General features: G+C 68.9%; 11 protein-coding genes. 5 read left to right on the plus strand and 6 right to left on the minus strand.

All coding sequences use genetic code 11. The features are described 5' to 3' along the window. Window positions 1–743 precede the first annotated feature (743 nt). Window positions 744–1,010 carry a DUF3892 domain-containing protein gene (locus D7X32_RS38450; protein ID WP_120607500.1) on the plus strand — a complete coding sequence of 89 codons (267 nt, stop codon included), beginning with the start codon at window positions 744–746 and terminating at the stop codon, window positions 1,008–1,010. 96 nt (window positions 1,011–1,106) lie between these two features. On the opposite strand, the gene D7X32_RS38455 is transcribed toward D7X32_RS38450, so the two are convergent. The 3 genes from D7X32_RS38455 to D7X32_RS38465 all read right to left on the minus strand — a co-directional run bounded on the left by D7X32_RS38455 (window position 1,107) and on the right by D7X32_RS38465 (window position 3,877). Continuing rightward, a complete protein-coding gene (locus D7X32_RS38455; RefSeq protein WP_120607501.1) occupies window positions 1,107–2,495 on the minus strand; it encodes a hypothetical protein in 1,389 nt (462 codons plus the stop codon). 78 nt (window positions 2,496–2,573) lie between these two features. Beyond that, the gene (locus D7X32_RS38460) at window positions 2,574–3,002 is read right to left on the minus strand and encodes a YciI family protein (protein WP_120607502.1); all 429 of its coding nucleotides are present in this window, start codon (window positions 3,000–3,002) and stop codon (window positions 2,574–2,576) included. 116 nt (window positions 3,003–3,118) lie between these two features. Further along, on the minus strand, window positions 3,119–3,877 hold the full coding sequence (locus D7X32_RS38465; RefSeq protein WP_120607503.1) for an SDR family oxidoreductase: 759 nt from the start codon (window positions 3,875–3,877) through the stop codon (window positions 3,119–3,121). Between the two features lie 99 nt (window positions 3,878–3,976). Here D7X32_RS38465 and D7X32_RS38470 point away from each other — a divergent pair, with 99 nt between their 5' ends. Further along, entirely contained in the window at window positions 3,977–4,882 is a 906-nt protein-coding gene (locus D7X32_RS38470; RefSeq protein WP_120607504.1) for an AraC family transcriptional regulator, read from the plus strand. A gap of 117 nt (window positions 4,883–4,999) precedes the next feature. Beyond that, window positions 5,000–5,587: a regulatory protein RecX gene (locus D7X32_RS38475; RefSeq protein WP_120607505.1), complete on the plus strand. Its 588-nt coding sequence runs from the start codon at window positions 5,000–5,002 to the stop codon at window positions 5,585–5,587. Window positions 5,588–5,600: 13 nt separating this feature from the next. Here the strand turns inward: D7X32_RS38475 and D7X32_RS38480 are convergent, their stop codons facing one another. Together D7X32_RS38480 and D7X32_RS38485 are read right to left on the minus strand one after the other, a co-directional pair. Continuing rightward, window positions 5,601–6,335, minus strand: a complete 735-nt coding sequence (locus tag D7X32_RS38480) for a hypothetical protein (RefSeq protein WP_120607506.1) — start codon at window positions 6,333–6,335, stop codon at window positions 5,601–5,603. Window positions 6,336–6,657: 322 nt separating this feature from the next. After that, entirely contained in the window at window positions 6,658–9,108 is a 2,451-nt protein-coding gene (locus tag D7X32_RS38485; RefSeq protein WP_120607507.1) for an acylase, read from the minus strand. Window positions 9,109–9,369: 261 nt separating this feature from the next. Between D7X32_RS38485 and D7X32_RS38490 the strand changes: the two genes are divergently transcribed. Both D7X32_RS38490 and D7X32_RS38495 read left to right on the plus strand, forming a co-directional pair. After that, window positions 9,370–10,341 carry a YybH family protein gene (locus D7X32_RS38490; RefSeq protein ID WP_120607508.1) on the plus strand — a complete coding sequence of 324 codons (972 nt, stop codon included), beginning with the start codon at window positions 9,370–9,372 and terminating at the stop codon, window positions 10,339–10,341. A 157-nt stretch (window positions 10,342–10,498) separates the two neighbouring features. Then, entirely contained in the window at window positions 10,499–11,947 is a 1,449-nt protein-coding gene (locus tag D7X32_RS38495; RefSeq protein ID WP_120607509.1) for a glycoside hydrolase family 6 protein, read from the plus strand. A 183-nt stretch (window positions 11,948–12,130) separates the two neighbouring features. Here D7X32_RS38495 and D7X32_RS38500 read toward each other — a convergent pair whose 3' ends face one another. Beyond that, window positions 12,131–13,141 carry a hypothetical protein gene (locus tag D7X32_RS38500; protein WP_147450434.1) on the minus strand — a complete coding sequence of 337 codons (1,011 nt, stop codon included), beginning with the start codon at window positions 13,139–13,141 and terminating at the stop codon, window positions 12,131–12,133. Between the last annotated feature and the right edge of the window lie 295 nt (window positions 13,142–13,436).

Raw genomic sequence — 13,436 nt, forward strand, 5'->3', positions numbered from 1 at the left:
TTGGCACCCAGAGCGAGGACGGCAGCCGCTTCGTCGAGCGCATCCTCACGGCCGTGATGAGCCTCAGGAAGCAGGAGCGCAACGTGCTCGACGCTCTCACTGCGTCCCTTGAAGCCCATCTCCACGGCACTCCCGCACCATCGCTGCTGCCCGGGACCTGATTCACGCTCGCGGTCGCCAGACCCCGTGAACGCTTACGTTGAAGCGATGGCTTGTTTGTTTCAAATACAGATCGCTAGCAGTATCGCCTGGCTACCTCTTTAGGGGGATGGAGTCCGGTTCAGAAGTTTGGTTCTGTTCTTCGGGAGCCACGCAAGGCTCAAGAGAGACGTTGGCAAGACTCTGGTGTCCTTTCCTCCTTGAAGTAACAGAAGGTGAACCAACAATGCTGGAAGGCAAGCAGATGACGGATGGCAGGCTTGCGGCGACTCCTCCACAACGGCCATCTGGCCCTCAGCAGCCCAGCCGACCACCACCGCCCTCGGGCCGCCCTGTGGGACCGCAGCCGGCCGTGGGGCCACGCCCTCCCGCAGGACCACAGGCGCCTGTGGGGCCACGTCCCCCCGTTGGCCCCAAGCCACCTGTAGGCCCCGGGTCTGATAGACGCTGAGGGTGATTTGCCGGGGCCCTCGCATGCGACGACGGTTACTCCGCTGGTCGCAATAGCAATACCTCGTAGTGGGTATTTGAAACGAGGGGCGCGATTCCTAGAAATGTAGTCTCACTCTCAACGGGAGGCTGCAGTGGCCGCATACCGCATCACTTGTGTCACGAAGGACGACAAGAAGGGCAAGGGCTATCAGACCATCACGACGGTCGGCGGCGTCGGCTGGAAGAAGACCGTTGCCGAGGTCCTCAGTGCCATGAAGGCCAAGGACACGTTCTACGTCGAGGTCGGAGCAGACAGGGTTGAGGTGATTGGTTATCCGACGGCCAATCCCACCTTCATCCGGACGGCCCCTGATGGGACCAAGGATGATAATCTCCTCTCACTGAAGACCTGTCCGTAGGCTGCCCGTCAGGAAATCTAGCCGGCCGTTTGCGAGCGCGTAAGCATGGTGCAGGTGGCGCTTGTCTATTGCGCCACCTGCACCAACGGGCACGACTTAGGAGTCGTAGCCGTAGTAGCCGTCGAGCACGACGACCTTGCGCGAAGCCGGGTAGTAGAGGACAGCGCGCGTGTCGAACTCATGGCAGTTCGGGCACGGCACGCCCGCCGTGTACAGCCACGCCTGGATGTCGCCGCCACCCGCGAACGCGTCGATGGCCTGGAGCAGCGCCGCGCCGTCGCCGTAGTAGTTGTTCGTGAAGAGGATGCTCTGCGACAGGCCCGCGCGGTTCGTGTACGTGCCGTACGCCGGATCCGGGAACCCCTGGTCCTGCTCCGCCACCTTCGCCACCACGCCCTGGATGGTGGGCGGCGAGGCCGGGCACGACGGCGTGCGGAACGCGGTGATGGGCGACAGGCCGTGCCAAGCGCCGCTATTGGAGCCGAGGTTCCACGTCGCGCGCGCGGGCTCCAGCGAGGCCGCGTTGATGGACGTCAGCGACAGCGGCTGGGGCTGTCCCACGTCACACGCGTTGGCGACGTACAGGCAGCGCGTCACGTCGCGGTACGTGCCACACGCGCTGAAGTCCGTCGTGCCCGTGGGCTGGTTCTGCACGCAGTCGTAGACGGCGGGCTGGCAGGTGGGCGACGGCCAGACGTCGTACGCATCCCCGGTGGTGAGCGCCAGGCTGGTGACGCGCGCGACCAGACGGCCCGTCTTCTGCGCCGTGCCGCCGGAGGAAAGCGCCGCCGTGAAGGTCAGCGCCTGGGTGTGCGGGTCGATGGCCTGGTACAGCGCGTTGTAACGCCAGTCCAGGTTGAACGTGTCCGCGTCCACGCGAGACACCGTGGGCACGCCGTCCGGCGCGGTGACCGTGAGCGACGACGCCGCCACGTTCGCGCTGCCGCGGTACATGAGCGACTCGTTGCCGTTCACCACGTAGCGGGGCGTGACAGCCTCCTCCACCCACACCGATGAGGAGCCCCGGAAGTCATAGAAGCGCGGGGCCACTTCGATCTTCGCCGTGTAGTGCGTGGGCGTGCCGGTGTTGGTGTCCACCGTCACGAACAGCGGCAGGCCCGCCAGGATGGAGTTGAGCTCGTGGCCCTCCGGCAGCAGGACCTCCAGCCGACGCTCGCTGATGATGTTCGCCTGACCGAAGGCGTCATCCGGCACGTAGCTGAAGACGTTGCTCAGGTAGCGGTTCGCCGTGGCGTGCAGCACGAGCATGCGCACGCCGTTGCGCGTCTCGAAGGTGCCCAGCGTCTCGAAGCTCAGCTCGAGCGAGGCATTCGTCGCGTAGATGCGCTCCGCCGTGGCCGCGGCGGTGGTGGTGCCCGTCGACTCCTCGGGCACCTGAGGGGCGGCAGGGTCGGAAACAGGGCCGCTGCACGCGGTCGCGGCCAGGGCCAGCAGGCCCGTCAAACCCAGGGTACGGAAATGCATGTGAAGCCTCCGGAAGGGGGGAGGCGCCGCATAGCATGGTCATTTGACAGGCCCCGGGCGCGCCGCGTCACGGATGCGTCACGACTGCTTCTTGAAGGTCTGGCTCCAGGTGGGGGCCACCTTCTCGATGAGCGTCACCAGCTCCGGCGGGATGTCCCCGGCGCCGGTGAGGGGCCGGACCTCCATCACGTCGTCGTTGCCCATCCCGCCCGGGTAGCGGCGGGCCCATTCGATGGCCTCCTCCTTCGACGCCACCTCCAGCACGTAGAAGCCACCGATGAGCTCCTTCGTCTCCGCGTAGGGGCCGTCCTTCACGCTGGCCTTGCCGTCCTTGAAGACGACGTGCGCGCCCGGCGAGGGGCTGAGGCCTTCGGAGGCGATGAGCACGCCGGCCTTGTGCATCTCCTCGTTGTATTTCATCTGCGCGATGAAGACGGCCTCGTCGAAGGCTGCCTCCGAGTGCGTGGGCTCGATGCTGGAGGGGCGGGGGATGAGCATGAAGCGCATGGGGGGCTCCTGGCGTGGGGATGTGAGGTGTGGCTCCATCCTCACGACGAATGGCCGTGCCGGGAATCGACACGGATATCCCAGGAAGCGGTGCGCTTGAAGCCCACCCTCCGGGTTCAGTTCGACCGGGCCATCTCCACGGCGTCCGCGCCCGCGGGCATGCGGCCCGGGGATGACGGGTCGTTCACCGCGCGCCAGATGGCCTCCACCACGTCGAGCGACCGGGTGACCGGCCCCGAGGCATGCGCCGTCCTCTGCTCGAAGATGCTCCGCACGAAGCCGGCGTAGGCCTCGGGGACGGTGACGCCCTGGTCTTGCATCCGGGACTGCGCGTTCTGGGAGAAGGGCGTCTCCGGGGACCGTCCCGGAATCACCAGGCTCACCCGCACATTGAAGGGCCCAAGCTCCAGCGCGAGCGACTCGGTGAACGCGTTGAGCGCCGCCTTGCTCGCGCTGTAGACGGCGAGCAGCGGCAGCGGCCTCAGCGTCGTGCCAGACGAGACGTTCACGATGACCCCCGCCTTCTGCTGCCTGAACCCAGGCAGGAACGCCTGGGTCACGGCCATCGCACCGAACGTGTTCGTTTCGAAGGTGCCGCGGACCGTCTCCATCGAGGTGCCTTCGAAGATGCTCATCAGGCCGACGCCCGCGTTGTTGACCAGCACGTCGATGGGGCCGGCGGCCTCCGCCAGCTCGCGGATGCTTTGGGGTTGGGTGACGTCGAGCGGGAGCACGCGCAGGTGCTCGGAGCGGGGCAGCACGTCCTCGCGCGGCGTGCGCATCGTGGCGATGACCTTCCAGCCGCGCTCGAGGAAGGAGCGAGCGGTGTCGAGGCCGAAGCCGGACGAGCAGCCGGTGATCAAGATGGTCTTCATGGCGGTTCCTGGCAGTGCGGGGTTCGGTGACAGGTATAGGGAGCGGAATCCGGACCTGCTACAACAGGGAGTCCAGATTTCATTCGCAGGAGTCCGGTCATGGTGGATCCGCTCGCGGAGGTGGTCTCGCTGCTCCAGCCGGGCGCCCCGTTCTCCAAGTTCGTCAGCGCCGCGGGCAAATGGCGGGTGCGGCGCGCGGAGGCCGGGCGGCCCTTCTACTGCGCGGTCCTGATGGGGAGGAGCCGCCTCGCGGTCGACGGACGCGAGCCGGTGATCCTCGAGAAGGGGGACTTCGTCTTGATCCCCGCGGCGTTCGACTTCACGACGTCGAGCATCGAGCCGCCGAAGGGAAAGCAAGACACCCCTCGCATCGTGTTGCCCGATGGTGAAATCAGGAACGGCGATTTCCACGGCCCGCCCGATGTCCGGATGATGGTGGGGTACTGCGTCTTCGCCTCTCCGGATGCGAGCCTGCTCGTCTCGCTCCTCCCCCAGTTCGTGCACATTCGCGGCGAGCAGCGGCTCTCCACCCTGGTGGAGCTCGTGAGGGAGGAGTCCCGCGAACGGCGGCCCGCGCGCGAGGTCATCCTGGCCCGCCTCATGGAGGTGCTGCTCATCGAAGCGCTCCGCTCCACGGCGGGCACCGCCGCGTCCCCCGGCCTCCTGCGCGGGCTCGCCGACGAGCGCCTGTCTGTCGCGATCCGCCGGATGCACGAGCGCCCGACCGAGGCGTGGACCGTGGCCCAACTGGCGAAGGAGGCCGCGCTGTCCCGTTCGGCGTTCTTCGAGCGCTTCAGCCGCGCGGTGGGGGTTACTCCGATGGAGTACCTGCTCGGCTGGCGCATGGCCCTGGCGAAGGACCTGCTGCGGCGCAAGAAGGAGGTCACCGTCTCCGAGGTCGCGGAGCAGGTCGGCTACAGCTCCGCGAGCACCTTCAGCGTGGCCTTCACCCGCCACGTGGGACTGCCGCCCACGCATTACGCGCGGGAGCAGGCGGCGCCGTGACACCTGCCCGTCATGGCGGGCAACCGGGCAGCCGGGCCCCGGGCCCCGGGCGTATCACTCGGAGGGGCGGCGGACGCGGCCCCATGGGTCGGACCCCGGTGGTAGAGCTGTCCCGCCATGGATGATCCAACCGACAGGGACACGGAGCGCCGCCGGGAGCCTCGCAAGCCGAAGCCGCCCCGGAAGGTGTCTCAGCGCTACCTGGAGAACGCCGCGCTGCACTACCTCAAGCGCTACGCGGCCACGGTGAGCCAGCTCAAGCGCGTGCTGATGCGCCGGGTGGACCGCTCCGTGAAGTTCCACGGCACCGACCGCAAGGAGGCCGTGGGCTGGGTGGACGCGCTGGCGGAGAAGCTCATCCGCAACGGCCTCGTCAACGACCGGACCTACGCGGAGACGCGCGTGCACTCGCTGCGCGCGTCCGGCCGCAGCGCGCGCGTCATCACCCAGAAGCTGCGCATGAAGGGCGTGGCGCCGGAGCTGGTGCAGGAGAAGCTGGCGGAGGCCACCCTGGACGTCTCCGAGGACGCCGCCGCCCGCATCTGGGCGCGCAAGAAGCGGCTGGGCCCCTTCCGGCGCGACCTCAGCACGCGCGCGGAGCACCGCCAGAAGGACCTGGCGGCGCTCGCTCGCGCGGGCTTCTCCTTCACCATCGCGAAGCGCGTCATCGACGGGACGGCGGAGGACCTGCCGCCCCGCGACTGAAGGCCTGGGTGCTTCAGTACATCTTCAGGTCATACGTCGCGGTGGGGCGCCAGTCGCTCCCCGCCGGGGTGCTGGCGCGGTTCACCAGCCGGACCGCGTAGACGCCGCCCGCCACCACGTTGGCCGTCACGCGGTACATGTTGCACGCGGGGGTGATCTGCGAGCAGACCGTGGACTGGGTGGTGGCCAGCAGCGCGCCCCGCGTGCGGGTGGCGTAGTCATACGCATAGACGTCCAGCTGCAACTGGACGCTGTTGCGCAGGTTGTACGCCTCCACCGTCATCACCTGGTTCACCGGCGTGGCGACGAGCACCCAGTCGAGGTCCAACCGGTTGTGGAACGTGTGGTTGAGCTGCGGCGTGCCCAGGTACGAGGACGCGGAGGTGTGCGTGTTGTCGCTCTCGTAGCCGTCCGGGGGGGCCACCAGGCAGTTGGTGGAAGGGCTGGACGGGCTGGCGACGCAGGCGTTGCCCGTGCAACTGCAGCCGTCGGCGCACTGCGACGAAGTGGTGCAGGCGCGCACGGGCGCCTGGTCGCAGTAGCCGTCGGGCGGCGGCGGGCCGAAGACGGAGACGCACTGGCCACTGTTACAACCACAGCCGGACACGCAGTCGAGGTCCGTGGAACAGGTCCGCAGCTCCGACTCCTGCGCCGCCAGCGTCCGCGGCTCCAACGCCGCGTCCTCCACGCTTCCGCAACCCACCACGAACAGCGCCAGCGCTGCCGCACTCCAACGAAGCATCTTCATGGGGCCCCCTCGGGCGGGACTCCCGGAACGGGGCGCGGAAGTGCGCCGCCTGATGGGAATCCTTGTTTCACCCGCAGTGAAGCCTGCCTTTTGTGAATGGGTTTGGCAATCCTTATCAAGTGCAACAGTGGATGGGTCTTGGGCTCTCGGAAAATACGTTTATCGGGGGCGATTCAGGCCTGTACGCAGCAGCTGGAGATTCATTGCATGGCGCGGAAATTGTGATGCCATTGCTACTTTCCGGCGGAAGCGGAGCGGCCCGGCGCCTTCCCTCGAAGGAGGGAGTGGCACCGGGCCGCGAGGCCCTGCTGTCTGGCTTTGACTACTCCTGGAGGTGGGTGACGGTCAGCGCCGGGTCGCCGGCGATCTCCGCCTCCGTGTAGCGCCGGTCCACCCACTGCTTCTGGGAGAACATCGCCGTCTGGTCCGCGTACCAGGGCGAGGCCGGGTTGGTGGACTGCGAGTAGGTGAGCACGGACTTCGCCACGGGTCCTGCGTCCGTGAAGGACACGGCCATGACGAAGCTGGAGCCCAGGGCGGGCTCGTAGGTGTTGTCCGGCAGCAGCTGGTTGGCGATCTGGTTGAAGCAGCCCTCTTCATGGCTGCACCCGTGCACCGGGTAGAAGATGCCGTTCTTGCGCTTGCCCTGCACGGAGCCCGTCGTCGCATCCAGGGCGATGCCGCGCGTGCGCAGCGTGCGGATGGCGGTGCCCAGCCCCTGGGCCACCTGCGGGTTCAGCGTGTTGAGCGTGCGCGGCGTGTTGACGGGGTCGTTCGCGTTGAAGGGCACCAGGTACGGGCCGCCCGTGATGCCCGCCACGTTGAAGATGAACACGCGCCAGAGCAGCTCGCCCCGGCTGTCCAGGTCGCCCTTCAGGTCCCACGCGGCCAGCACGGGGCAGGCGGGGCGCAGGTCCTCGAAGGTGAGGTCCGGCATCAGCACGTAGGGCGTGCGGCGGCACAGAGCCACCGCGGCGTCGCGCAGCAGCTCGCCGGAGAAGTTGCGGTTGTTGAACGTCACCGTCTGGAGCTGCTCCAGCGTGAAGCCCTGGCCCTCCAGGCCGTCCGTGCCCGCCAGGCGGCCCTGCACCATCTTCAGACCCAGGCGGGTGCGCAGGCTGCGCACGTTCTTCTCACCGCCCAGGATGCGCGGGAAGCCGGTGAGCGGCTGGGCGGGGTTGGGCAGCCAGTAGCTGTCATTGGAGTTGGTGACGAAGTCGGCGCGCGACAGGTGCGGCAGACTCCCCGGGCCGAAGATGCCGGGCTCCACCGCGTCCGCGTCGCTGCCCAGCGCGCAGTCGGAGCGCGAGCCGTCCAGCACTGGCAGCCCCGCGCTCGCGAGCACCAGCAGCGGGATGGGGGACAGCACGCAGCGCAGCAGCTTCGCGTCGGTGACGTGCGGCACCACGCTCATGTCCGCGTAGTACGCGTGGCCCTGCGCGTCCGTGGCGATGGTGTTCACCCACGGGATGCCCTGCCAGGTGGCCTGCGCCGTGCGCAGCTCGTCCACGTTGGCCGCGCGGTCCATGGAGAAGAAGGCGTCCAGGATGCGCAGGTTGGAGGCGTTGGCGTCGTGGAACGCGTAGCCGGTGAGGCCGTTCCACGTCATCAGGCCGGAGGGGTACTCCAGCATGGGGCCCAGGTGCGAACGGTAGAAGGTGTGCTGCCGCGGCGTGAGCGAGCCGTCCGCCTCCTTCGCCTGCACCGTGACGGTGCGGGTGGTCATCTGGCGGATCTGCCCGTCGTACAGGTACTTCGTCGGCGCGCCCGGGATGAGCTTCAGCTCGAACGGGGTGAAGCGGTACGCGGTGGAGACGGTGTGGCTCCAGGCCAGCGTCTCGTTGTGTCCAATCAGGATGGCGGGCACGCCCAGCAGGCTCACGCCGGAGACGTTGAGCTTGCCCGGCACGGTGAGGTGCGCCTCGTAGAAGCGCTCCGAGCCTTCCCAGGGGAAGTGCGGGTTGGCCAGCAGCATGCCCTTGCCGTTGCGCGTGGCCTGGCTGCCCAGGCCGAAGGCGTTGCTGCCCAGGCCCAGCGATTCGGAGTGGGGGAAGACGTTGCGGTCCAGCGACGCGGGCACGGCCAGCGGCTGGGGCAGCGTGCCGTCCGGCAGCAGGGACGGCGGCTTCGCGTCCACCAGCGCGTCCAGGAAGAAGAGGGAGCTGGCGAAGAGGCTGAGCTGGTAATAGCGCAGGTACAGGTCGTGCTCGGTGATGGGGCGCACCCAGGCGCCGCCCCGGCAGCGCGCGTCCGGCAGCGCGTCCACGCCGGTCTCCGCCAGGTAGCGGTTGATGCCCGCCGTGTAGCCGCGCACCAGCTCGCGCACGTCCTGGGACGGGCCCAGGGGCGGCGGCTTCGCCAGCAGCGTGTCCACGGTGCCGTCGTCCACGATGGCCTGGTAGAAGAAGTCGCTCTTCAGGTTGTTGTACCGGCTGCCCAGGGCCGCCAGGTACGTGCCGTCCGGCCCGAAGTAGCGCGAGCGCTCGGCGTTCACCGTCACCAGCGCGTCCATCAGTTCGCAGAAGTTGTCCTGCGCGAACGCGTAGCCATAGCCGTAGCCCACGCCCGCGAAGTCATCCGCCAGCACGTGGGGGATGCCGTGCGCCGTCCTGCGCACGGTGGCGGAGAGGCTGCCCACGGACAGCTTCACCGACGCCGTGGGGCCTTCCGGCGCCGGGGGCGTCGCCGCGCGAGGCTCACACGCCGTGGCGCACATCAGCGCCACCAGCGGCAGCACCCGGGCGCCGCCGTTCCTTCCGTTACGTCCAACCATTCGGGGGATTCCTTTCACGGTGAGGAGAAATTCCCTTCTAATTGTAGAAACGCATCATTCCTGGATCGCGGAGGCTCGCCAGGACGCGTCAGGGAGGCGGACCCGGGAGGATGTTTCAGTCGACATCCGCGGGTGGTGCTCCGGACGGGGCGTGAAGGGTGCCGGGACGCGGGGCGTGTTTGCGTGTATGGCTCCGGGCCGGGAGCCCGGGGTGCCAGCCATGGCGCGCGGGCCCGGTGTTTCACGAAAGGAAACCAGCACATGAAACGGATGTTCGCGGGCGCACTCGTCGTCGCGGCGTTGGGGACCCTGGGGTGCGGTGGGGCGAAGGCCTCCGGGCCGGGCGCGGAGGCCGGTACGGGCACGGCGCGCCAGTCGGTGGAGGACCTGCGTGCGGGCTTGAGGGCGGCGGATCAGGCCATGTCGGACGCGGCGGAGAAGTCCGGCTCGGCGCAGGCGTTCGCGGACTTCGTCGCGGACGACGCGGTGCTGCTGGTGGATGGCGTGTACGCGCAGAAGGGCAAGGAGGCCATCCGCGCGTGGCTGGCCGCGCACCCGCTGGAGGCGGAGGGCAAGGTGCGCTGGACGCCCGTGCGCTGGGACGTCAGCGCGGATGGGACGCTGGGGTACTCGGTGGGCAACGCGTCCGTGGAGTCGGGCGGCACGTCGGTGCGTCCGTCGGGGCGCTACATCACCGCGTGGAAGCGCCAGCCGGACGGGCAGTGGCGCGTGGCGGTGGCCGTGCGCAACGACTCCAAGACGGCGATGACGCCGCCCGCGGGCTTCACGCCTTCGTCCACGGAGCCGGCCGCGGAGCCGCGCGCGCTTCCGCCCGCCCAGGTGCTGGAAGAGGCGAAGGCCGCCGACCGCGCGTTCTCCGCGCAGTCCACGTCCGAGGGCATGGGCAAGGCCTTCACCGCCTACGCCGCGCAGGACGCGGTGATGCCGCTCGGGGCCGGCGGCATCTTCGGCCATGATGCCGTCGCGAAGGCGTACGCGCCGTTCACGCTCGACAAGATCGACCTGCGCTGGGATCCGGTGCTGGGGGACGCGGCCGGCTCGGGCGACCTCGCGTACACGGTGGGCCGTGCCATCGCCACCGGCAAGGACGAGAAGGGTCAGCCGGAGGTGGACCACGTGAAGTACCTCACCGTCTGGCGCCGGCAGGCCGACGGGCAGTGGCGCTACGTCACCGACGGCGGCAACTCCAGCCCCGGTCCGCAGGGGCCGTGACACATGGGCCGGGAGGGGCCTGCCCTGTCGTGGCTGGCCCCTCGCCGTGAGTGTTTCAGCAATATTCCGCCAATAGCTGAAATAGCTGTTTAGTCTTGTATTCCTGGATGGCGCGCCGCAAGAAGGGAGCTCCCCCGTGGTGAGGAGTCCCCCCTTCATGCGTACCTCCCGTTCCGTGCGCCGGTTGTCGCTTTCGTTCGTCCCACTGCTCGCGCTCGCGGCCTGTGGCCCCTCGGAGCCCGTCACGCCCGAGGCTCCCGCGCTCACCGCGCAGGAGGCCGCGCTCACCGAGCTGCTCACCAACGGCGGCTTCAACACCGGCACGACGGCGCCGTGGTGGAACAACGCCAGCACGCAGTCGTCCGTGGAGAGCGGTAGGTGGCGCGTGGACGTGGCGGCGAACACCGCCAACCCGTGGGATGCCATCGTCGGACAGAGTGGCCTGACGCTCACCGCCGGGAAGACGTACACGCTGGCGTTCACCGCCACCGCCACGGCCACCATCACCGCGCAAGCGACCGTGCAGCAGGAGGTGGCGCCGTACACGGCCACGCTCACGCAGGGCTTCACGCTGGACGGCACGTCGCGCCGGTTCACCTTCCCCTTCACGTCGTCGTTCTCGTCGGGCCAGGGGCAGGTGACGTTCCAGCTGGGCGGCCGGGCCAACGCCGTCACCGTGCGGCTGGATGACATCTCGCTCACCACGGAGAGCGGCACCGGCTCCGGCCCGGTGGCGATGACGAGCGGCTTCTACGTGGACCCCAACTCCAACCCTGCGGTCTGGGTGCGCAACAACGGCGGGGACGGCCGCGCGTCGCGCATCAACGCGTCCATCGCCTCGAGGCCGATGGCGCGCTGGTTTGGCAACTGGAACAGCAACATCTCCCAGGATGTGTCCAACTTCGTGGCCGCGGCGGACGCGGCGGACAAGCTGCCGGTGCTGGTGGCCTACAACATCCCGGGCCGCGACTGCGGCAGCCACTCCGGCGGCGGGGCGGGCAGCGCGGACGCGTACCGCACCTGGATTGCCGCCTTCGCGACGGCCATTGGCAACCGGCCGGCGGTGGTCATCGTGGAGCCTGATGGCGTCGCGCAGCTCGACTGCCTCCCCAACGACACGGAGCGCGCCACGCGGTTGAGCCTGATCCGCTACGCCTCCGAGCAGCTGCGTGACCGCGCGCCCAACACCTGGACTTACCTGGACGGCGGCAACGCGAGCTGGATCGCCGCCGACACCATGGCGCAGCGCCTGGAGTCCGCGGGCGTGCGCAACGTGCGTGGCTTCTCCCTCAACGTCTCCAACTTCTACCCCACCGCGCAGTCCACCACGTACGGCAACGCGGTGAACGCCGCGCTGAACAGCCGCTATGGCTACACGCGGCAGTACATCGTGGACACCAGCCGCAATGGCAACGGCTCCAACGGCGAGTGGTGCAACCCCGGTGGCCGCAAGCTGGGCACCCCTTCGCAGACGGGCGGCGGCGCGGAGCTGCTCCTGTGGGTGAAGACGCCGGGAGACTCGGATGGCCAGTGCGGCATCGCCCCGGGCACGCCCGCCGGACAGTTCAACCCGGACCTGGCCAACCGCCTCATCGACGGCACCTGAGCCCCATGCACGCGCAGGCGAAAGGAGCGACGACATGACACGGAATCCACGGTGGCTGCGGAGCCTGGTGGCCGGCCTGGTGGTGGTGGGCGAGCCGCTCTAGTCCGCCGGAAATGAAAACGCCTTCCCCCGGCGCGAGGCTGGGGGAAGGCGGTGGGGTGGGGCAGGAGCGGCGTGGGAGTCCTAGCTGGACTCGCTCACGCTGAGGCGCCGGCTGGCACCGCCGTTGCCCTTGCCCAGCGGCTCGGTGTGCTCCAGGTTGGTGCGCGCCAGGGCCTCGCGCTGCTCCGTCGTCTTCGCGGAGCCGTCCTTCTTCACGGTCATCACGCCGCCGCTGTCGTGCTTCTCCTGGGCCTGGGCGATGCTCTTCTTCAGGTCGCTGGCCTTCACCCAGTAGGCGCCGTTGACGGGGTCGCGCACGCGGTAGAGGTCGTCGTCCGTGCTCTTCGTCTTGCCCGGGTTCACGCCGTCGATGGTGAGCCAGTGCAGCTCGCCGTTCTCCGGGCCCTTCTCGCCTTCCGCCAGGGTCGTGTTGAGCAGCGTGCTGGAGTCCACCAGCGCGAGCGCCATCTGCCCGTTCTTCAGGGCCCCGCTCAGCGCGTCCGTGTCGCACTCGTCGAAGCCGTTGGTGACCTTGATGCCCATGGAGCCGAGCATGGCGCCCATCTCATCCGGGGTCGCGCCGTCGTCCAGGTTCACCTGCACGCGGTCCTTCACGCCCGCCGTCTCCGACGTGGCCAGCGTGTCCGCCTTGTTGCGCACCTTCTCCCGGGCCTCCTGCTGCGTCAGCGGGACGGCCTCCTCGGCGCTGGACTGCTCCAGGTAGGTGAGGGTGGCCTCCGCGCAGCCCTTCTTGCTCGTCTGCGCGACGGTCGTCTGGGGCGCGTTCCAGCCCTGCTCCTTCTGGGCCTGTGTCGCCTCGTTGGCGGGGACCGCGCTGGCCTGGGCCGCCGGGTCCGTGCCCGGAGGCGGAGGGGCGGCCAGGGAGGGCAGGCCCATCTTCTTGGCGCGCTCCTCCTCGAAGGAGTCCAGGTAGCGGCCTACCGCGGCGTTGGGCGGCTTGGCGTCCGGAGCGTCCGGCAGGGGCTCCTTCACGGACTGGGCGGCCGCCGCCATCTCCGCGCGGGCCTGCTCCGCCGCCTGGCGGATCCGGGACATGACCGAATCGAGCTTGGAGCCAATGTTGAGGGCCACGGGCATCTCCTGTCGCGTCTGGGTCTTTTTTCTCCCCCATTATCCGCATGGGACTTTGGAGGTTGCGTCAGGATCACAGCTTTTGACGGGAGCGCGCGATTTTGGACGCAACCGGGCAGGCTGCCCGGCCGAAGAACCATGGAATCCTGGAATGAGGGGTACACTGGACCCATGGCGAACCGGCATGACAGGGACGACGGGCCTTCGGCGCCTGGATCCGCACCGCGTGTTTCGACGTCGCGGGAATCCTACGGCACAGGTAGAGCCGGGGCGCCCGCGACGGGGCGGGGTGGGG

This window comes from Corallococcus carmarthensis (assembly GCF_003611695.1).
Taxonomy (GTDB): Bacteria; Myxococcota; Myxococcia; order Myxococcales; family Myxococcaceae; genus Corallococcus; species Corallococcus carmarthensis.